At 49.6% G+C, this 16368-nt stretch carries 33 protein-coding genes; all 33 read left to right on the top strand.

Going from position 1 to position 16368, the window contains the following annotated elements; all coding sequences use genetic code 11:
- On the top strand, positions 1–804 hold an 804-nt coding region (locus BM191_RS15720; RefSeq protein WP_092880125.1), incomplete at its 5' end, for an elongation factor Tu.
- Positions 805–1411: 607 nt separating this feature from the next.
- Positions 1412–1723 carry a 30S ribosomal protein S10 gene (gene rpsJ, locus BM191_RS15725; RefSeq protein WP_001181005.1) on the top strand — a complete coding sequence of 104 codons (312 nt, stop codon included), beginning with the start codon at positions 1412–1414 and terminating at the stop codon, positions 1721–1723.
- Positions 1724–1755: 32 nt separating this feature from the next.
- Entirely contained in the window at positions 1756–2385 is a 630-nt protein-coding gene (gene rplC / locus BM191_RS15730; protein ID WP_092879997.1) for a 50S ribosomal protein L3, read from the top strand.
- Positions 2386–2395: 10 nt separating this feature from the next.
- Positions 2396–3001 carry a 50S ribosomal protein L4 gene (gene rplD / locus BM191_RS15735; RefSeq protein ID WP_078004985.1) on the top strand — a complete coding sequence of 202 codons (606 nt, stop codon included), beginning with the start codon at positions 2396–2398 and terminating at the stop codon, positions 2999–3001.
- Positions 2998–3300, top strand: coding sequence for a 50S ribosomal protein L23 (gene rplW / locus BM191_RS15740; protein WP_092880001.1), 303 nt, complete (start codon positions 2998–3000; stop codon positions 3298–3300). Before rplD ends, rplW begins: the two co-directional genes overlap by 4 nt.
- 17 nt (positions 3301–3317) lie before the next feature.
- Complete coding sequence (gene rplB / locus BM191_RS15745) at positions 3318–4139, top strand: 50S ribosomal protein L2 (protein ID WP_092880004.1); 822 nt, start codon at positions 3318–3320, stop codon at positions 4137–4139.
- Positions 4140–4155: 16 nt separating this feature from the next.
- Entirely contained in the window at positions 4156–4434 is a 279-nt protein-coding gene (rpsS, locus tag BM191_RS15750) for a 30S ribosomal protein S19 (RefSeq protein ID WP_001138115.1), read from the top strand.
- 14 nt (positions 4435–4448) lie between these two features.
- Entirely contained in the window at positions 4449–4781 is a 333-nt protein-coding gene (gene rplV / locus BM191_RS15755; RefSeq protein ID WP_078004988.1) for a 50S ribosomal protein L22, read from the top strand.
- Positions 4782–4798: 17 nt separating this feature from the next.
- On the top strand, positions 4799–5497 hold the full coding sequence (rpsC, locus tag BM191_RS15760) for a 30S ribosomal protein S3 (RefSeq protein WP_078004989.1): 699 nt from the start codon (positions 4799–4801) through the stop codon (positions 5495–5497).
- Positions 5498–5509: 12 nt separating this feature from the next.
- A complete protein-coding gene (gene rplP, locus BM191_RS15765) occupies positions 5510–5920 on the top strand; it encodes a 50S ribosomal protein L16 (RefSeq protein ID WP_008927134.1) in 411 nt (136 codons plus the stop codon).
- Positions 5920–6111: a 50S ribosomal protein L29 gene (gene rpmC, locus BM191_RS15770; protein WP_078004990.1), complete on the top strand. Its 192-nt coding sequence runs from the start codon at positions 5920–5922 to the stop codon at positions 6109–6111. The genes rplP and rpmC overlap by 1 nt, the downstream gene beginning before the upstream one ends.
- Complete coding sequence (rpsQ, locus tag BM191_RS15775; protein ID WP_092880007.1) at positions 6111–6365, top strand: 30S ribosomal protein S17; 255 nt, start codon at positions 6111–6113, stop codon at positions 6363–6365. The genes rpmC and rpsQ overlap by 1 nt, the downstream gene beginning before the upstream one ends.
- Positions 6366–6536: 171 nt before the next feature.
- Positions 6537–6908, top strand: coding sequence for a 50S ribosomal protein L14 (rplN, locus tag BM191_RS15780; RefSeq protein ID WP_078004992.1), 372 nt, complete (start codon positions 6537–6539; stop codon positions 6906–6908).
- A 10-nt stretch (positions 6909–6918) separates the two neighbouring features.
- On the top strand, positions 6919–7233 hold the full coding sequence (rplX, locus tag BM191_RS15785) for a 50S ribosomal protein L24 (RefSeq protein WP_092880010.1): 315 nt from the start codon (positions 6919–6921) through the stop codon (positions 7231–7233).
- Positions 7234–7247: 14 nt separating this feature from the next.
- The gene (gene rplE, locus BM191_RS15790; protein ID WP_078004994.1) at positions 7248–7787 is read left to right on the top strand and encodes a 50S ribosomal protein L5; all 540 of its coding nucleotides are present in this window, start codon (positions 7248–7250) and stop codon (positions 7785–7787) included.
- A 10-nt stretch (positions 7788–7797) separates the two neighbouring features.
- The gene (rpsN, locus tag BM191_RS15795; protein WP_075183634.1) at positions 7798–8103 is read left to right on the top strand and encodes a 30S ribosomal protein S14; all 306 of its coding nucleotides are present in this window, start codon (positions 7798–7800) and stop codon (positions 8101–8103) included.
- A gap of 33 nt (positions 8104–8136) precedes the next feature.
- Positions 8137–8529 carry a 30S ribosomal protein S8 gene (gene rpsH / locus BM191_RS15800; protein WP_078004995.1) on the top strand — a complete coding sequence of 131 codons (393 nt, stop codon included), beginning with the start codon at positions 8137–8139 and terminating at the stop codon, positions 8527–8529.
- Positions 8530–8541: 12 nt separating this feature from the next.
- On the top strand, positions 8542–9075 hold the full coding sequence (gene rplF, locus BM191_RS15805) for a 50S ribosomal protein L6 (protein WP_092880013.1): 534 nt from the start codon (positions 8542–8544) through the stop codon (positions 9073–9075).
- Positions 9076–9084: 9 nt separating this feature from the next.
- Positions 9085–9438 carry a 50S ribosomal protein L18 gene (gene rplR / locus BM191_RS15810; RefSeq protein ID WP_078004997.1) on the top strand — a complete coding sequence of 118 codons (354 nt, stop codon included), beginning with the start codon at positions 9085–9087 and terminating at the stop codon, positions 9436–9438.
- A 14-nt stretch (positions 9439–9452) separates the two neighbouring features.
- Positions 9453–9953: a 30S ribosomal protein S5 gene (rpsE, locus tag BM191_RS15815; RefSeq protein ID WP_078004998.1), complete on the top strand. Its 501-nt coding sequence runs from the start codon at positions 9453–9455 to the stop codon at positions 9951–9953.
- A 6-nt stretch (positions 9954–9959) separates the two neighbouring features.
- On the top strand, positions 9960–10139 hold the full coding sequence (gene rpmD, locus BM191_RS15820) for a 50S ribosomal protein L30 (RefSeq protein ID WP_092880016.1): 180 nt from the start codon (positions 9960–9962) through the stop codon (positions 10137–10139).
- Between the two features lie 3 nt (positions 10140–10142).
- Positions 10143–10577, top strand: coding sequence for a 50S ribosomal protein L15 (gene rplO / locus BM191_RS15825; protein WP_092880019.1), 435 nt, complete (start codon positions 10143–10145; stop codon positions 10575–10577).
- A 7-nt stretch (positions 10578–10584) separates the two neighbouring features.
- The gene (gene secY, locus BM191_RS15830) at positions 10585–11916 is read left to right on the top strand and encodes a preprotein translocase subunit SecY (RefSeq protein WP_092880022.1); all 1332 of its coding nucleotides are present in this window, start codon (positions 10585–10587) and stop codon (positions 11914–11916) included.
- A gap of 31 nt (positions 11917–11947) precedes the next feature.
- Positions 11948–12064 (top strand): 50S ribosomal protein L36, encoded by a 117-nt coding sequence (rpmJ, locus tag BM191_RS15835; RefSeq protein WP_004160566.1) that lies wholly within the window; start codon positions 11948–11950, stop codon positions 12062–12064.
- A 146-nt stretch (positions 12065–12210) separates the two neighbouring features.
- The gene (gene rpsM, locus BM191_RS15840; RefSeq protein WP_092880025.1) at positions 12211–12567 is read left to right on the top strand and encodes a 30S ribosomal protein S13; all 357 of its coding nucleotides are present in this window, start codon (positions 12211–12213) and stop codon (positions 12565–12567) included.
- A gap of 16 nt (positions 12568–12583) precedes the next feature.
- Entirely contained in the window at positions 12584–12973 is a 390-nt protein-coding gene (gene rpsK, locus BM191_RS15845; RefSeq protein ID WP_092880028.1) for a 30S ribosomal protein S11, read from the top strand.
- 31 nt (positions 12974–13004) lie between these two features.
- Positions 13005–13625: a 30S ribosomal protein S4 gene (gene rpsD / locus BM191_RS15850; protein WP_078005002.1), complete on the top strand. Its 621-nt coding sequence runs from the start codon at positions 13005–13007 to the stop codon at positions 13623–13625.
- A gap of 25 nt (positions 13626–13650) precedes the next feature.
- Positions 13651–14640, top strand: coding sequence for a DNA-directed RNA polymerase subunit alpha (locus BM191_RS15855; RefSeq protein WP_092880032.1), 990 nt, complete (start codon positions 13651–13653; stop codon positions 14638–14640).
- A 40-nt stretch (positions 14641–14680) separates the two neighbouring features.
- Positions 14681–15067 carry a 50S ribosomal protein L17 gene (rplQ, locus tag BM191_RS15860; protein ID WP_092880035.1) on the top strand — a complete coding sequence of 129 codons (387 nt, stop codon included), beginning with the start codon at positions 14681–14683 and terminating at the stop codon, positions 15065–15067.
- A gap of 195 nt (positions 15068–15262) precedes the next feature.
- Positions 15263–15361 carry a DnaJ family domain-containing protein gene (locus BM191_RS17615; protein WP_407927891.1) on the top strand — a complete coding sequence of 33 codons (99 nt, stop codon included), beginning with the start codon at positions 15263–15265 and terminating at the stop codon, positions 15359–15361.
- Positions 15362–15631, top strand: a complete 270-nt coding sequence (locus BM191_RS17620) for a DnaJ family domain-containing protein (RefSeq protein WP_407927892.1) — start codon at positions 15362–15364, stop codon at positions 15629–15631.
- The gene (zntR, locus tag BM191_RS15870) at positions 15553–15981 is read left to right on the top strand and encodes a Zn(2+)-responsive transcriptional regulator (protein WP_092880038.1); all 429 of its coding nucleotides are present in this window, start codon (positions 15553–15555) and stop codon (positions 15979–15981) included. Before BM191_RS17620 ends, zntR begins: the two co-directional genes overlap by 79 nt.
- 51 nt (positions 15982–16032) lie before the next feature.
- Positions 16033–16230 carry an alternative ribosome-rescue factor A gene (locus BM191_RS15875; RefSeq protein ID WP_092880041.1) on the top strand — a complete coding sequence of 66 codons (198 nt, stop codon included), beginning with the start codon at positions 16033–16035 and terminating at the stop codon, positions 16228–16230.
- Positions 16231–16368: the final 138 nt, after the last annotated feature.

Here is a 16368-nt window from a genome sequence, read left to right on the forward strand (position 1 = left end):
GTTCCTTACATCATCGTGTTCCTGAACAAGTGTGACATGGTTGATGATGAAGAGCTGCTGGAACTGGTTGAAATGGAAGTGCGTGAGCTGCTGTCAGCTTATGATTTCCCCGGAGACGACACGCCAATCGTACGCGGTTCTGCGCTGAAAGCGCTGGAAGGCGACGCAGCGTGGGAAGAGAAAATCATTGAGCTGGCGGGCTACCTGGATACCTACATCCCGGATCCGCAGCGTGCAATCGACCTGCCGTTCCTGCTGCCGATCGAAGACGTATTCTCTATCTCCGGCCGCGGTACCGTGGTAACCGGTCGTGTAGAGCGCGGCATCATCAAAGTGGGTGAAGAAGTTGAAATCGTGGGTATCAAAGATACGGCGAAATCAACCTGCACCGGCGTTGAAATGTTCCGCAAACTGCTGGACCAGGGCCAGGCAGGTGAAAACGTTGGCGTTCTGCTGCGCGGAATCAAACGTGAAGAGATCGAGCGTGGTCAGGTACTGGCTAAGCCGGGCTCAATCAAGCCGCACACCAAGTTCGAATCAGAAGTTTATATTCTGTCTAAAGATGAAGGCGGCCGTCATACTCCGTTCTTCAAAGGCTACCGTCCGCAGTTCTATTTCCGTACAACTGACGTGACAGGAACCATCGAACTGCCGGAAGGCGTAGAGATGGTAATGCCGGGCGACAACATCAAAATGAACGTTGAGCTGATCCACCCAATCGCAATGGATGACGGTCTGCGCTTTGCAATTCGTGAAGGTGGCCGTACTGTAGGTGCGGGTGTTGTGGCAAAAGTTATCGCTTAATTGCGCTAATGCTTAACGATTTATATCGTTAGTCGTAAAAAAGGGCGCTTTGGCGCTCTTTTTTTATGGTTACGTCTAAATTTCCATCCCGGGAGGAGGTTGAGACGTGATAACAAAATTGCCTGATAAATTATAAAGGGCTATAACAAAAACCATCCGATATCTCAATACATGACTCGGGGGTGAGTTGTATTTATCTGTACGTATATTTAAAGCAGAGAGTGAATGCGATTTGATGATGCTGAATGACATGAGTCAATGGATGGGATGAGGCTGTTGATAAACATCGATATCGAACGCATTGTTTCTAACGTGGGAATAATCCACAGACTTTGAAAATTATGACCGTCCCATTGTCAGGGTGGTTGTTTACATAGACAGATTCTTTGCCCTTCGACGGTTGCTTTCTGCACAGATTCACGTATAATTCGCCAGCTTGCTAATCTTGCAGGCGCGATTCTGGCTGAATCGCAGGTCGACCGTAATTTCGGACACCTACAATACTCCCGATATGGGGGTTATAGCTGAACGATTACACTCCCCCATCAATCGTAATGGGTGTGAGGAGTAATTTTTTTCGTTTATAAATAGTTGGAGCTCTGGTCTCATGCAGAACCAAAGAATCCGTATTCGTCTAAAAGCGTTTGATCATCGTCTGATCGATCAATCAACCGCGGAAATCGTTGAGACCGCCAAGCGCACGGGTGCGCAGGTTCGTGGTCCCATCCCGCTGCCGACCCGCAAAGAGCGCTTTACCGTCCTGATTTCTCCGCACGTCAACAAAGACGCGCGCGACCAGTACGAAATTCGCACTCATAAGCGTTTAGTGGACATCGTTGAGCCAACTGAGAAAACCGTTGATGCTCTGATGCGTCTGGATCTGGCTGCCGGTGTAGACGTGCAGATCAGCCTGGGTTAATCAGGTCATCGAGCGATTGAGAGGTTGATACAATGATTGGTTTAGTCGGCAAAAAAGTGGGTATGACCCGTATCTTCACAGAAGACGGCGTTTCTATCCCTGTCACCGTAATCGAAATTGAAGCGAACCGCGTAACGCAGGTCAAAGGCCTGGAAAACGACGGCTACACTGCTATCCAGGTTACCACTGGCACCAAGAAAGCCAGCCGTGTAACGAAACCTGAAGCTGGTCATTTCGCTAAAGCTGGCGTTGAAGCTGGCCGTGGCGCGTGGGAATTCCGCACTACTGAAGGTGAGGATTTCTCTGTTGGTCAGAGCATTAGTGTTGATATTTTCGCTGAAGTTAAAAAAGTAGACGTAACCGGTACCTCTAAAGGTAAAGGTTTCGCCGGTACCGTTAAGCGCTGGAACTTCCGTACCCAGGACGCGACTCACGGTAACTCCCTGTCTCACCGCGTTCCGGGTTCTATCGGTCAGAATCAGACTCCGGGCAAAGTGTTCAAGGGTAAAAAAATGGCAGGTCAGCTGGGTAATGAGCGTGTGACCGTTCAGAGCCTGGAAGTAGTACGTGTTGACGCTGAACGCAACCTGCTGCTGGTGAAAGGTGCTGTTCCGGGAGCAACCGGCGGCGACCTGATCGTTAAACCGGCTGTGAAGGCGTAAGGGGATAGCAATGGAATTAGTATTGAAAGACGCGCAAAGCGCGCTGACTGTTTCCGAAACTACCTTCGGTCGTGATTTCAACGAAGCGCTGGTACACCAGGTTGTAGTTGCATACGCTGCAGGTGCTCGTCAGGGTACTCGTGCTCAGAAGACTCGTGCCGAAGTGACTGGTTCCGGCAAAAAACCGTGGCGCCAGAAAGGTACCGGCCGTGCGCGTTCAGGTTCTATCAAGAGCCCGATCTGGCGTTCAGGTGGTGTGACCTTCGCTGCGAAGCCTCAGGACCACAGTCAAAAAGTTAACAAAAAGATGTACCGTGGCGCGCTGAAAAGCATTCTGTCCGAATTGGTACGTCAGGACCGCCTGATTGTTGTCGAAACATTTTCTGTCGAAGCACCGAAAACTAAGCTGCTGGCACAGAAACTGAAAGACATGGCGCTGGAAGACGTGCTGATCATCACCGGTGAACTGGATGAAAATCTGTTCCTGGCAGCGCGCAACCTGTACAAGGTTGATGTGCGTGATGCAACGGGCATCGATCCGGTTAGCCTGATTGCCTTCGACAAAGTCGTTATGACTGCTGATGCAGTTAAGCAAGTTGAGGAGATGCTGGCATGATCCGTGAAGAACGTCTGCTGAAAATACTGCGCGCGCCGCATGTATCTGAAAAAGCGTCTACTGCGATGGAAAAAACTAACACCATCGTTCTCAAAGTTGCAAAAGACGCGACCAAGGCAGAAATCAAAACTGCCGTACAGAAGCTGTTCGAAGTTGAAGTAAAAGACGTAAACACCCTGATCATGAAGGGTAAAGTTAAACGTCACGGACAGCGTGTTGGTCGTCGTAGCGACTGGAAAAAAGCTTACGTCACCCTGAAAGAAGGCCAGAATCTGGACTTCGTCGGCGGCGCAGAGTAAGTCGGAGGAGAGAAACAATGGCAATTGTTAAATGTAAACCGACATCTCCGGGTCGTCGCCACGTCGTTAAAGTGGTGAACCCAGAGCTGCACAAGGGCAAACCTTTTGCCCCGCTGCTGGAAAAAAACAGCAAAACTGGCGGTCGTAACAACAACGGTCGTATTACTACCCGTCATATCGGTGGTGGTCACAAACAGGCTTACCGTATCGTTGACTTCAAACGCAACAAAGATGGTATCCCTGCAGTTGTTGAACGTCTTGAGTACGATCCGAACCGCTCTGCGAATATCGCACTGGTTCTGTACAAAGACGGCGAACGTCGTTACATCCTGGCTTCTAAAGGCCTGAAAGCTGGCGACCAGATCCAATCTGGTGTAGATGCTGCAATTAAAGCAGGTAACACTCTGCCAATGCGCAACATCCCTGTCGGTTCTACCGTCCATAACGTAGAAATGAAACCAGGTAAGGGCGGCCAGCTGGCCCGTTCTGCCGGTACTTACGTGCAGATCGTTGCGCGTGAAGGTTCCTACGTGACCCTGCGTCTGCGCTCTGGTGAAATGCGTAAAGTCGAAGCTGACTGTCGTGCCACCCTGGGTGAAGTCGGTAATGCTGAGCATATGCTGCGCGTTTTGGGTAAAGCTGGTGCTTCCCGCTGGCGTGGTATTCGTCCTACCGTTCGTGGTACTGCGATGAACCCGGTAGATCACCCGCATGGTGGTGGTGAAGGTCGTAACTTTGGTAAGCACCCGGTTACTCCGTGGGGCGTTCAGACCAAAGGTAAGAAGACCCGCAGCAACAAGCGTACTGATAAATTTATCGTACGTCGCCGTAGCAAATAATTATAGAGGATAAGCCATGCCACGTTCTCTCAAGAAAGGTCCTTTTATTGACCTGCACTTGCTGAAGAAGGTAGAGAAAGCGGTGGAAAGCGGTGACAAGAAGCCCCTGCGCACTTGGTCCCGTCGTTCAACGATCTTTCCAAACATGATCGGTTTGACCATCGCTGTCCATAATGGTCGTCAGCACGTTCCGGTTTTCGTTTCCGATGAAATGGTCGGTCACAAGCTGGGTGAATTCGCGCCGACACGTACTTATCGCGGTCACGCGGCTGATAAAAAAGCCAAGAAGAAATAAGCCAGGAGGAAGAGATGGAAACTATCGCTAAACATCGCCATGCTCGTTCTTCTGCGCAGAAGGTTCGCCTCGTTGCGGATCTCGTTCGCGGTAAGAAAGTGTCGCAGGCTCTGGACATTCTGACGTACACCAACAAGAAAGCGGCTGTACTGGTCAAGAAGGTCCTGGAATCTGCCATTGCTAACGCCGAGCACAACGATGGCGCTGACATTGACGATCTGAAAGTCACGAAAATTTTCGTTGACGAAGGCCCGACCATGAAACGCATCATGCCACGTGCTAAAGGTCGTGCAGATCGCATTCTGAAGCGCACCAGCCACATTACTGTGGTTGTGTCCGATCGCTAAGACTCTGGAGACTAGCAATGGGTCAGAAAGTACATCCTAATGGTATTCGACTGGGTATTGTTAAACCCTGGAACTCTACTTGGTTCGCCAATACCAAAGAATTCGCTGACAACCTGGACAGCGACTTTAAAGTTCGCCAGTACCTGAATAAAGAACTGGCAAAAGCGTCTGTATCACGCATCGTTATCGAGCGTCCGGCGAAGAGCATCCGTGTGACTATTCACACCGCTCGTCCGGGTATCGTTATTGGTAAGAAAGGTGAAGACGTTGAAAAACTGCGTAAGGGCGTAGCGGATATCGCTGGCGTTCCTGCGCAGATTAACATCGCTGAAGTTCGTAAACCGGAACTGGATGCTAAATTAGTTGCTGACAGCATTACTTCACAGTTGGAGCGTCGTGTGATGTTCCGTCGTGCGATGAAGCGTGCTGTTCAGAACGCTATGCGTCTAGGCGCTAAAGGTATCAAAGTTGAAGTTAGTGGCCGTCTGGGCGGCGCGGAAATCGCACGTACCGAATGGTACCGTGAAGGCCGCGTGCCGCTGCACACTCTGCGTGCAGACATTGACTACAACACTTCTGAAGCGCACACCACTTATGGTGTAATCGGCGTTAAGGTATGGATCTTCAAAGGTGAGATCCTGGGTGGTATGGCTGCTGTTGAACAACCTGAACAGGCTGCTCAACCGAAAAAGCAGCAGCGTAAAGGCCGTAAGTAAGGAGAGTCGCTGATGTTACAACCAAAGCGTACAAAATTCCGTAAAGTGCATAAAGGCCGTAACCGCGGTCTGGCTGCAGGTACGGATGTTAGCTTCGGCACTTTCGGTCTGAAGGCTGTTGGCCGTGGTCGTCTGACTGCGCGTCAGATCGAAGCAGCACGTCGTGCTATGACCCGTGCAGTTAAGCGTCAAGGTAAAATCTGGATCCGAGTATTCCCGGATAAACCGATTACCGAGAAGCCGCTGGAAGTGCGTATGGGTAAAGGTAAGGGTAACGTAGAATATTGGGTTGCCCTGATCCAGCCGGGTAAAGTCCTGTATGAGATGGACGGTGTGCCGGAAGAGCTGGCCCGTGAGGCATTCAAGCTGGCAGCAGCAAAACTGCCTATCAAAACCACCTTTGTAACTAAGACGGTGATGTAATGAAAGCAACTGAGCTGCGTGAAAAAAGCGTTGAAGAGCTGAACACTGAGCTGCTTAACCTGCTGCGTGAGCAGTTTAACCTGCGCATGCAGGCATCATCTGGTCAACTGCAGCAGAGTCATCTGCTCAAGCAGGTGCGCCGTGATGTTGCACGCGTTAAGACTTTACTGACTGAGAAGGCGGGTGCGTAATGTCCGATAAAATCCGTACTCTGCAGGGTCGTGTTGTTAGTGACAAAATGCAGAAATCTGCTGTTGTTGCTATCGAGCGTTTTGTGAAGCACCCGATTTACGGTAAGTTCATCAAGCGTACGACAAAGCTGCACATCCATGATGAAAACAATGAATGTGGTATCGGTGACGTGGTAGAAATCTGCGAATGCCGTCCTCTTTCAAAAACTAAATCCTGGACGCTAGTGCGCGTTGTAGAGAAAGCAGTTCTGTAATAGAATCTGCCTCTCTAAAAAGTGATAAACGGCCTGTAAGTGTTAGGGCCGTTTATTTTTTCTACCCATCAGCGAGATGCGGTGTTATAATGCTGCGCCCTCAATTATGGGGATTTCAAACGACCTGATTCTGGGTCTCGAAGTAGTAGTTGACATTAGCGGAGCACTAAAATGATCCAAGAACAGACTATGCTGGACGTGGCCGACAACTCCGGTGCACGTAGCGTAATGTGTATCAAGGTTCTGGGTGGCTCGCACCGTCGCTACGCAGGCGTCGGCGACATCATTAAAGTTACCATCAAGGAAGCAATTCCTCGCGGTAAAGTTAAGAAAGGTGATGTCCTGAAGGCGGTAGTGGTGCGCACCAGGAAGGGTGTTCGTCGCCCGGACGGTTCTGTCATTCGCTTCGATGGTAACGCATGCGTTATTCTGAACAATAACAGCGAGCAGCCGATCGGAACGCGTATTTTTGGGCCGGTAACTCGTGAACTGCGTAACGAAAAGTTCATGAAAATTATCTCTCTGGCACCAGAAGTACTCTAAGGAGCGAACAATGGCAGCGAAAATCCGTTGTAATGACGAAGTTATCGTGCTGACCGGTAAAGACAAAGGTAAGCGCGGTAAGGTTAAGAATGTCCTGTCTTCTGGTAAGGTCATCATTGAAGGTATTAACCTGGTTAAAAAACATCAGAAGCCGGTTCCGGCCCTGAACCAACCAGGTGGCATCGTTGAAAAAGAAGCCGCAATTCAGGTTTCCAACGTAGCACTCTTTAATGCGGCTACTGGTAAGGCTGACCGTGTAGGCTTTAGGTTTGAAGATGGCAAGAAAGTCCGTTTCTTTAAGTCTAACAGCGAAACTATCAAGTAATTTGGAGTAGTACGATGGCGAAACTGCATGATTACTACAAAGACGAAGTAGTAAATAAACTCATGAAAGAGTTTGGCTACGCTTCTGTCATGCAAGTCCCTCGGGTCGAGAAGATCACCCTGAACATGGGTGTTGGTGAAGCGATCGCTGACAAGAAACTGTTGGATAATGCAGCAGCTGACTTGGCGGCTATCTCCGGTCAAAAGCCGTTGATCACCAAAGCTCGCAAATCTGTTGCAGGCTTCAAAATCCGCCAGGGCTATCCGATCGGCTGTAAAGTAACTCTGCGTGGCGAACGCATGTGGGAGTTCTTTGAGCGTCTGATCTCTATCGCTGTTCCGCGCATTCGTGACTTCCGTGGTCTTTCCGCGAAGTCTTTCGACGGTCGTGGTAATTACAGCATGGGCGTACGTGAGCAGATCATTTTCCCAGAAATCGACTATGACAAGGTCGATCGCGTTCGTGGTTTGGATATTACCATTACCACTACTGCGAAATCTGACGATGAAGGCCGTGCTCTGCTGACTGCCTTTGACTTCCCGTTCCGCAAGTAAGGGTTACTAAATGGCTAAGCAATCCATGAAAGCACGCGAAGTCAAGCGTGTGAAATTAGCAGATAAATTCTTCGCAAAACGCGCTGAACTTAAAGCTATCATTTCTGATGTGAACGCTTCTGATGAAGATCGTTGGAATGCTGTTCTGAAGCTGCAGACTCTGCCGCGTGATTCCAGCCCGTCTCGTCAGCGTAACCGCTGCCGTCAAACTGGCCGTCCGCACGCTTTCCTGCGGAAGTTCGGGTTGAGCCGTATTAAGGTCCGTGAAGCTGCTATGCGCGGTGAAATTCCGGGTCTTAAAAAGGCTAGCTGGTAATAGTCACCAATTGAATCACGGGAGTAAAGACAGATGAGCATGCAAGATCCGATCGCGGATATGCTGACCCGTATCCGTAACGGTCAGGCCGCGAACAAAGTTGCGGTCACCATGCCTTCCTCCAAGCTGAAAGTGGCAATTGCCAACGTGCTGAAGGAAGAAGGTTACATTGAAGATTTTAAAATCGAAGGCGACATCAAGCCTGAGCTGGAAGTTACTCTGAAGTATTTTCAGGGCAAGGCAGTCGTAGAAAGCATCCAGCGTGTTAGCCGTCCAGGTTTGCGCATCTATAAGAAAAAAGATGAGCTGCCAAAAGTTATGGCCGGTCTGGGTATTGCTGTAATTTCTACCTCTAAAGGTGTTATGACCGATCGTGCAGCGCGCCATGCTGGTCTTGGCGGCGAAATTATCTGCTACGTAGCTTAATCGGAGGAAAAAATGTCTCGTGTTGCTAAAGCACCGGTCGTTATTCCTGCCGGCGTAGAGGTAAAACTCAACGGTCAGGTTATTTCGATCAAAGGTAAAAACGGCGAGCTGACTCGTACTATCAATGATGCCGTAGAAGTTAAGCATGCTGACAATGCGTTGACCTTCGGTCCGCGCGATGGTTATGCAGATGGTTGGGCGCAGGCGGGTACCGCACGCGCACTGCTTAACGGTATGGTTATCGGTGTTACCGAAGGCTTCACTAAGAAGCTGCAGCTGGTTGGTGTAGGTTATCGTGCAGCGATCAAAGGAAGTGCGGTGAACCTGTCTCTGGGTTTATCACATCCTGTTGAACATCAGTTGCCGGCGGGAATCACTGCAGAGTGTCCGACTCAGACTGAGATCGTGCTGAAAGGCGCTGATAAACAGCTGATCGGCCAGGTTGCGGCTGACATACGCGCCTACCGTCGTCCTGAGCCTTACAAAGGCAAGGGTGTTCGCTACGCCGACGAAGTCGTGCGTACCAAAGAGGCTAAGAAGAAGTAAGGTAACACTATGGATAAGAAATCTGCTCGTATCCGTCGTGCGACCCGCGCACGTCGCAAGCTCAAAGAGCTTGGTGCAACTCGCCTGGTAGTACATCGTACTCCGCGTCATATATACGCACAGGTGATTGCGCCGAACGGTTCCGAAGTTCTGGTTGCTGCTTCTACTGTAGAAAAAGCTATTTCTGAACAACTGAAGAGTACCGGTAATAAAGATGCCGCTATTGCTGTAGGTAAAGCTATTGCAGAGCGTGCTATCGAAAAAGGCATCAAAGGTGTTTCTTTCGATCGCTCCGGTTTCCAATATCATGGTCGCGTCCAGGCACTGGCAGATGCTGCTCGTGAAGCTGGCCTTCAGTTCTAAGGTAGAGGTCTAAGATGGCACACATCGAGAAACAAGCTGGTGAACTGCAGGAAAAGCTGATCGCGGTAAACCGTGTATCAAAAACCGTAAAAGGTGGTCGTATCTTCTCTTTCACAGCTCTGACTGTGGTAGGTGATGGAAACGGCCGCATTGGTTTTGGGTACGGTAAAGCGCGTGAAGTGCCGGCAGCCATCCAGAAAGCGATGGAAAAAGCCCGTCGCAATATGATTAATGTCGCGCTGACTGGCGGTACCCTGCAACACCCGGTTAAAGGTGTTCACACAGGGTCTCGCGTATTCATGCAGCCAGCTTCTGAAGGTACCGGTATCATCGCCGGAGGTGCAATGCGCGCCGTTCTGGAAGTTGCAGGGGTTCATAACGTGTTGGCTAAAGCCTATGGTTCCACTAATCCAATCAACGTGGTTCGTGCAACTATTGATGGCCTCGCCAACATGAATTCCCCGGAAATGGTCGCTGCCAAGCGTGGTAAATCCGTTGAAGAAATTCTGGGGTAATTGACCATGGCTAAGACTATTAAAATTACACAAACGCGCAGCGCAATCGGCCGCCTGCCCAAGCACAAAGCAACGCTGGTTGGTTTAGGCCTGCGCCGTATTGGCCATACTGTTGAGCGCGAGGATACGCCAGCTGTTCGCGGCATGGTCAACGCGGTTTACTACATGGTTAAAGTGGAGGAGTAACAGATGCGTCTAAATACTCTGTCTCCAGCCGAAGGCTCTAAGCACGCGCCTAAGCGTCTGGGTCGTGGTATCGGTTCTGGCCTCGGTAAAACCGGTGGTCGTGGTCACAAAGGTCAGAAATCTCGTTCTGGCGGTGGCGTACGTCGCGGTTTTGAAGGTGGTCAGATGCCGTTGTATCGTCGTCTGCCGAAATTCGGTTTTACTTCTCGTAAAGCAGCAGTCACCGCAGAAGTGCGTTTGTCTGAGCTGACGAAAGTTGATGGCGATATTGTTGACCTGAATACGCTGAAAGCAGCAAACGTAATCGGTATTCAGATTGAATTTGCGAAGGTGATTCTGTCTGGTGAAGTCAAAGCACCGGTAACCGTTCGTGGCCTGCGTGTGACTAAAGGCGCTCGTGCTGCTATCGAAGCTGCTGGCGGTAAAATTGAGGAATAAGTAGCAGATGGCTAAGCAACCGGGATTAGATTTTCAAAGTGCCAAAGGTGGGTTAGGTGAACTGAAACGCAGACTGTTGTTTGTGATCGGTGCACTGATTGTGTTCCGCATTGGCTCTTTCATTCCTATCCCTGGTATTGATGCCACTGTACTTGCCAAACTGCTTGAGCAACAGCGAGGCACCATTATTGAAATGTTTAATATGTTCTCTGGTGGTGCTCTAAGTCGTGCCTCGATCTTCGCGCTGGGTATTATGCCGTATATTTCGGCATCTATTATTATCCAGCTGCTAACGGTGGTTCATCCAGCGTTAGCGGAGATTAAAAAGGAAGGGGAGGCTGGCCGTCGAAAGATTAGCCAGTACACCCGTTACGGGACGCTGGTATTGGCAGTATTTCAGTCAATCGGTATCGCAACCGGTTTACCGAATATGCCTGGAATGCAGGGTCTGGTGATTCATCCGGGCTTTGCTTTCTACTTTACCGCTGTTGTTAGCCTGGTTACCGGGACGATGTTCCTGATGTGGCTGGGTGAACAGATTACTGAGCGCGGTATCGGAAACGGTATCTCAATCATTATCTTCGCTGGTATCGTTGCGGGTTTGCCGCAGGCCATTGGCCATACCATCGAGCAGGCGCGGCAAGGCAACCTGCACTTCATTCTGCTGGTATTGGTTGCAGCGCTCGTATTTGCAGTGACTTACTTTGTTATTTTCGTTGAGCGTGGTCAGCGCCGCATTGTGGTGAACTATGCGAAACGTCAGCAAGGACGTCGGGTCTACGCTGCACAGAGTACACATTTACCACTTAAAGTGAATATGGCCGGGGTTATCCCAGCGATCTTTGCTTCCAGTATTATTCTGTTTCCTGCGACTATTGCGTCCTGGTTCGGAAGTGGTTCTGGTTGGAATTGGTTGTCAGATATTTCACTATATTTGCAGCCGGGACAACCGCTCTATGTGTTACTTTATGCGACTGCAATCATTTTCTTCTGTTTCTTTTATACGGCGCTGGTATTTAACCCGCGTGAAACAGCAGATAACCTGAAGAAGTCCGGTGCATTCGTACCAGGAATTCGTCCGGGAGAGCAAACGGCGAAGTATATTGATAAAGTAATGACGCGTTTGACGTTGGTCGGTGCACTCTACATTACCTTTATCTGCCTGATACCGGAGTTCATGCGTGATGCGATGAATGTTCCTTTCTACTTTGGCGGTACGTCACTGCTGATCGTAGTCGTTGTCATCATGGACTTTATGGCTCAAGTGCAAACTCTGATGATGTCCAGTCAATATGAGTCTGCTTTGAAGAAGGCAAACCTGAGAGGCTATAATCGCTGATTAGGGGCCTGAGAAGTTACGGAGAGTAAAAATGAAAGTTCGTGCTTCCGTCAAGAAATTATGCCGCAATTGCAAAATCATTCGTCGCGACGGTGTTGTGCGTGTAATTTGCAGTGCAGAGCCTAAGCACAAACAGCGCCAAGGCTGATTTAGTTGCATATTTTTCTTGCAAAGTCGGGTTGAGCTGGCTAGATTAGCCAGCCAATCTTTTTTATGTCTATGCGTTTCCATTTGAGTATCCTGAAAACGGGCTTTTCGGCATGGAGCGCATATTTAACTTAATAGGAGTGCATAGTGGCCCGTATAGCAGGCATTAACATTCCTGATCATAAACATACCGTTATCGCTTTAACCTCGATCTACGGTATCGGCAAAACTCGTTCTAAAGCCATCTGTGCCTCAACGGGTATTGCTGAAGATGTTAAGATCAGTGAGCTATCAGAAGAGCAGATTGAACAGCTGCGTGATGCAGTTGGCAAATTCGTCGTTGAAGGCGATCTGCGCCGTGAAATCACCCTGAGCATCAAGCGTCTTATGGATCTTGGCTGCTACCGTGGTTTGCGTCATCGTCGTGGTCTACCGGTACGCGGTCAGCGCACCAAGACCAACGCCCGTACCCGTAAGGGTCCGCGCAAACCGCTCAAGAAATAATCGGGGTGATTGAATAATGGCAAAGGCACCAGTTCGTGCACGTAAACGTGTAAGAAAGCAAGTCTCTGATGGCGTGGCTCATGTTCATGCCTCTTTTAACAACACCATCGTTACTATTACCGATCGTCAGGGTAACGCTCTGGGTTGGGCAACATCCGGTGGTTCTGGTTTCCGTGGTTCTCGCAAGTCTACGCCATTCGCTGCACAGGTTGCTGCTGAACGCTGCGCAGAGGCCGTGAAAGATTATGGTATCAAGAATCTGGAAGTTATGGTTAAGGGGCCGGGTCCGGGCCGCGAATCTACTATTCGCGCTCTGAACGCCGCTGGTTTCCGCATCACGAATATTACTGATGTGACTCCGATCCCTCACAACGGTTGTCGTCCGCCGAAAAAACGTCGCGTTTAACGTACGTTTTTAGGATAGTTGGAGAAAGAAAATGGCAAGATATTTGGGTCCTAAGCTCAAGCTGAGCCGCCGCGAGGGTACAGACCTCTTCCTGAAGTCTGGCGTTCGCGCGATTGATTCCAAGTGTAAGATTGAACAGGCTCCTGGCCAGCACGGTGCGCGTAAACCGCGTCTGTCTGACTACGGTGTCCAGTTACGTGAAAAGCAAAAAGTTCGTCGTATGTACGGCATTCTTGAACGTCAGTTCCGTAACTATTACAAAGAAGCAGCACGTCTGAAAGGCAATACCGGTGAAAACCTGTTGGCTCTGCTGGAAGGTCGTCTGGATAACGTAGTTTATCGTATGGGCTTCGGCGCCACTCGTGCAGAAGCACGCCAGCTGGTTAGTCATAAGTCTGTAATGGTGAACGGACGCGTTGTTAACATCGCTTCTTTTCAGGTATCTCCGAATGACGTTGTTAGCATCCGCGAGAAAGCCAAAAAGCAGTCTCGCGTGAAAGCCGCCCTGGAGCTAGCTGAACAGCGTGAAAAGCCTACATGGCTGGAAGTTGATGCAACTAAGATGGAAGGTGTGTTCAAGCGTATTCCTGAACGTACCGATCTGTCTGCGGACATTAACGAACACCTGATCGTCGAGCTTTACTCCAAGTAAAGCTTAGTACCAAAGAGAGGACACAATGCAGGGTTCTGTGACAGAGTTTCTAAAACCGCGCCTGGTAGATATCGAGCAAGTCAGTTCGACGCATGCCAAGGTGACCCTTGAACCTTTAGAGCGTGGTTTTGGCCACACTCTAGGTAACGCACTGCGCCGTATTCTGCTTTCATCAATGCCGGGTTGCGCGGTGACCGAGGTTGAGATTGATGGTGTACTGCACGAGTACAGCACTAAAGAAGGCGTCCAGGAAGATATTCTGGAAATCCTGCTCAATCTGAAAGGGCTGGCGGTGAGAGTTCAGGGTAAAGATGAAGTTATTTTAACCCTGAATAAATCTGGCATTGGCCCTGTGACTGCAGCCGACATTACCCATGATGGTGATGTCGAAATCGTCAAGCCACAGCATGTGATCTGCCATCTGACCGATGATAATGCCGCTATTAGCATGCGTATCAAAGTGCAGCGTGGTCGTGGTTATGTGCCGGCTTCTGCCCGAATTCATTCGGAAGAAGATGAGCGCCCAATTGGCCGTCTGTTAGTAGACGCCTGCTACAGCCCCGTAGAGCGTATCGCCTACAATGTTGAAGCTGCGCGTGTAGAACAGCGTACCGACTTGGACAAGCTGGTTATCGAAATGGAAACCAATGGCACTCTGGATCCTGAAGAAGCGATCCGCCGTGCGGCTACCATTCTGGCTGAACAACTGGAAGCTTTCGTTGACTTACGTGATGTACGTCAGCCGGAGATAAAAGAAGAGAAACCAGAATTCGATCCGATCCTGCTGCGCCCTGTTGACGATCTGGAATTGACTGTCCGCTCTGCTAACTGTCTGAAGGCAGAAGCTATCCACTACATCGGTGATCTGGTACAGCGTACTGAGGTTGAGCTGCTGAAAACGCCCAACCTTGGTAAGAAATCTCTTACTGAGATTAAAGACGTGCTAGCCTCACGCGGTTTGTCTCTGGGCATGCGCCTTGAGAACTGGCCGCCGGCAAGCATTGCTGATGAATAAACGGATCGCAGGTTAAGGTTCCACTGAGAAGGATAAGGTCATGCGCCATCGTAAGAGTGGTCGTCAACTGAACCGCAACAGCAGCCATCGTCAGGCTATGTTCCGTAACATGGCAAGTTCTCTGGTTCGTCATGAGATCATCAAGACGACACTGCCTAAAGCGAAAGAGCTGCGTCGCGTGGTTGAGCCGCTGATTACTCTCGCCAAGACCGACAGCGTTGCTAATCGTCGTCTGGCATTCGCCCGTACTCGTGATAATGAGATCGTGGCAAAACTGTTTAATGAGCTTGGCCCGCGTTTTGCGAGCCGTGCAGGTGGTTACACTCGTATTCTTAAGTGTGGCTTCCGCGCTGGTGATAACGCTCCGATGGCTTACATCGAGCTGGTTGATCGTCCAGAAGTTCAAGCTGAAGCCGCTGCAGAGTAATCTGCAAGGTAACAGAGAAAAAAACCGGGCGTTGCCCGGTTTTTTTCTGTCTGTTATTTTTTCTCTGTTAAAAATAATATTGCATTATACGTTTCTAAATGGAGCAGCCATCATGTGATTTATCGATCGGTTTGTTGAGCAACAGATCAGTGATGCACAGCAAAAGGCGTATTCGATAATTTCCCCGGCGAAGGTTTGCCTCTTAAGCTTAATGATGACAGCCTGGTTCCGGAAGCGCTGCGTCTGGTCTACTGTATGTTGAAGAATGCGGGATTTCTCCCACCGGAACTGTAAATGCGCAAAGATGCAGTTAAGTTAGACACATTGCTGCGTACGTTAGATCCGTCGAAGGATAGCTATGAAAGTTCACTGAAACATCTGCGTCTGCTGGAGCTACGGCTGCAGCATGCCGGGATGAATATGGCTTTTCTGCATGGTGATTACGGGCAGGTTATACGTGGGCATTTCGCCGAAAAGGAGACATTATGTATCGCATTGGACAACTGGCTAGGCTGGCTGACGTCACCCCGGATACCGTTCGATTTTATGAAAAGCAGGGTATGATGGATCACGAGGTTCGTACGGAGGGTGGGTTCCGGCTTTATAGCGATAACGATTTGCTGCGGCTTAAATTTATTCGCTACGGTCGCCAGCTTGGTTTTACCCTCGAAGCGATCAAAGAGTTACTGTCGATTAGAGTTGATCCTGAACGTCATACCTGCCGTGAATCAAAAGCCATTGTTCAGTTTCGATTGGCGGAAGTTCAAAATATGATTAGCGAGCTGCAAAAAATGCAGGACTCGTTGCAGCATCTTCATGACCTGTGTTGCGGCACTGCGCATAGCAGTGTTTCATGTTCGATTCTTGAAGCGTTGGAGCATGGAGCTATGCAAAATATTATCGCATCTACTTAGTTTATTATGCGTGAGCCATACTGGCTGGACGCCCGAGATCCGGAGAAATTTATGGCTGATTTTCGGTATAAAAGAGGAAAGATTCGTAATAATGCGCTGAAGGCGCTTTTACAGGTTCCTCTTTTTCGTCAGCGAGTTGAAGTCAATCTCAGAGGTAAACCCAGCTACCGCAGTAAAGAGAAAAATTGCAGGAGTATGAATTGGGAGAGCATTGGTAAAATGAGCATTTACCAATGCCCTCTTGCTTAATCGCCATCATTCATACCACTACTGCGTCAGCTGCAGGTCAAGGGAAGAGATCTGGCCGTTAAGCGCGGTCCATTTCATGGATAATACAATAACCAGTCCCGGTCACTGGCAGATGTAAGCTCCCGGGAGTTAGTCGTT

Origin of the sequence: Izhakiella capsodis, assembly GCF_900115045.1 — a bacterium.
GTDB classification, from domain to species: domain Bacteria; phylum Pseudomonadota; class Gammaproteobacteria; order Enterobacterales; family Enterobacteriaceae; genus Izhakiella; species Izhakiella capsodis.

Coding starts and splice junctions, on each gene's coding strand:
- rpsJ (WP_001181005.1), top strand. CDS start 1,412: ATGCAGAACCAAAGAATCCGTATTCGTCTAAAAGCGTTTGATCATCGT.
- rplC (WP_092879997.1), top strand. CDS start 1,756: ATGATTGGTTTAGTCGGCAAAAAAGTGGGTATGACCCGTATCTTCACA.
- rplD (WP_078004985.1), top strand. CDS start 2,396: ATGGAATTAGTATTGAAAGACGCGCAAAGCGCGCTGACTGTTTCCGAA.
- rplW (WP_092880001.1), top strand. CDS start 2,998: ATGATCCGTGAAGAACGTCTGCTGAAAATACTGCGCGCGCCGCATGTA.
- rplB (WP_092880004.1), top strand. CDS start 3,318: ATGGCAATTGTTAAATGTAAACCGACATCTCCGGGTCGTCGCCACGTC.
- rpsS (WP_001138115.1), top strand. CDS start 4,156: ATGCCACGTTCTCTCAAGAAAGGTCCTTTTATTGACCTGCACTTGCTG.
- rplV (WP_078004988.1), top strand. CDS start 4,449: ATGGAAACTATCGCTAAACATCGCCATGCTCGTTCTTCTGCGCAGAAG.
- rpsC (WP_078004989.1), top strand. CDS start 4,799: ATGGGTCAGAAAGTACATCCTAATGGTATTCGACTGGGTATTGTTAAA.
- rplP (WP_008927134.1), top strand. CDS start 5,510: ATGTTACAACCAAAGCGTACAAAATTCCGTAAAGTGCATAAAGGCCGT.
- rpmC (WP_078004990.1), top strand. CDS start 5,920: ATGAAAGCAACTGAGCTGCGTGAAAAAAGCGTTGAAGAGCTGAACACT.
- rpsQ (WP_092880007.1), top strand. CDS start 6,111: ATGTCCGATAAAATCCGTACTCTGCAGGGTCGTGTTGTTAGTGACAAA.
- rplN (WP_078004992.1), top strand. CDS start 6,537: ATGATCCAAGAACAGACTATGCTGGACGTGGCCGACAACTCCGGTGCA.
- rplX (WP_092880010.1), top strand. CDS start 6,919: ATGGCAGCGAAAATCCGTTGTAATGACGAAGTTATCGTGCTGACCGGT.
- rplE (WP_078004994.1), top strand. CDS start 7,248: ATGGCGAAACTGCATGATTACTACAAAGACGAAGTAGTAAATAAACTC.
- rpsN (WP_075183634.1), top strand. CDS start 7,798: ATGGCTAAGCAATCCATGAAAGCACGCGAAGTCAAGCGTGTGAAATTA.
- rpsH (WP_078004995.1), top strand. CDS start 8,137: ATGAGCATGCAAGATCCGATCGCGGATATGCTGACCCGTATCCGTAAC.
- rplF (WP_092880013.1), top strand. CDS start 8,542: ATGTCTCGTGTTGCTAAAGCACCGGTCGTTATTCCTGCCGGCGTAGAG.
- rplR (WP_078004997.1), top strand. CDS start 9,085: ATGGATAAGAAATCTGCTCGTATCCGTCGTGCGACCCGCGCACGTCGC.
- rpsE (WP_078004998.1), top strand. CDS start 9,453: ATGGCACACATCGAGAAACAAGCTGGTGAACTGCAGGAAAAGCTGATC.
- rpmD (WP_092880016.1), top strand. CDS start 9,960: ATGGCTAAGACTATTAAAATTACACAAACGCGCAGCGCAATCGGCCGC.
- rplO (WP_092880019.1), top strand. CDS start 10,143: ATGCGTCTAAATACTCTGTCTCCAGCCGAAGGCTCTAAGCACGCGCCT.
- secY (WP_092880022.1), top strand. CDS start 10,585: ATGGCTAAGCAACCGGGATTAGATTTTCAAAGTGCCAAAGGTGGGTTA.
- rpmJ (WP_004160566.1), top strand. CDS start 11,948: ATGAAAGTTCGTGCTTCCGTCAAGAAATTATGCCGCAATTGCAAAATC.
- rpsK (WP_092880028.1), top strand. CDS start 12,584: ATGGCAAAGGCACCAGTTCGTGCACGTAAACGTGTAAGAAAGCAAGTC.
- rpsD (WP_078005002.1), top strand. CDS start 13,005: ATGGCAAGATATTTGGGTCCTAAGCTCAAGCTGAGCCGCCGCGAGGGT.
- BM191_RS15855 (WP_092880032.1), top strand. CDS start 13,651: ATGCAGGGTTCTGTGACAGAGTTTCTAAAACCGCGCCTGGTAGATATC.
- rplQ (WP_092880035.1), top strand. CDS start 14,681: ATGCGCCATCGTAAGAGTGGTCGTCAACTGAACCGCAACAGCAGCCAT.
- BM191_RS17620 (WP_407927892.1), top strand. CDS start 15,362: ATGCGCAAAGATGCAGTTAAGTTAGACACATTGCTGCGTACGTTAGAT.
- zntR (WP_092880038.1), top strand. CDS start 15,553: ATGTATCGCATTGGACAACTGGCTAGGCTGGCTGACGTCACCCCGGAT.
- BM191_RS15875 (WP_092880041.1), top strand. CDS start 16,033: ATGGCTGATTTTCGGTATAAAAGAGGAAAGATTCGTAATAATGCGCTG.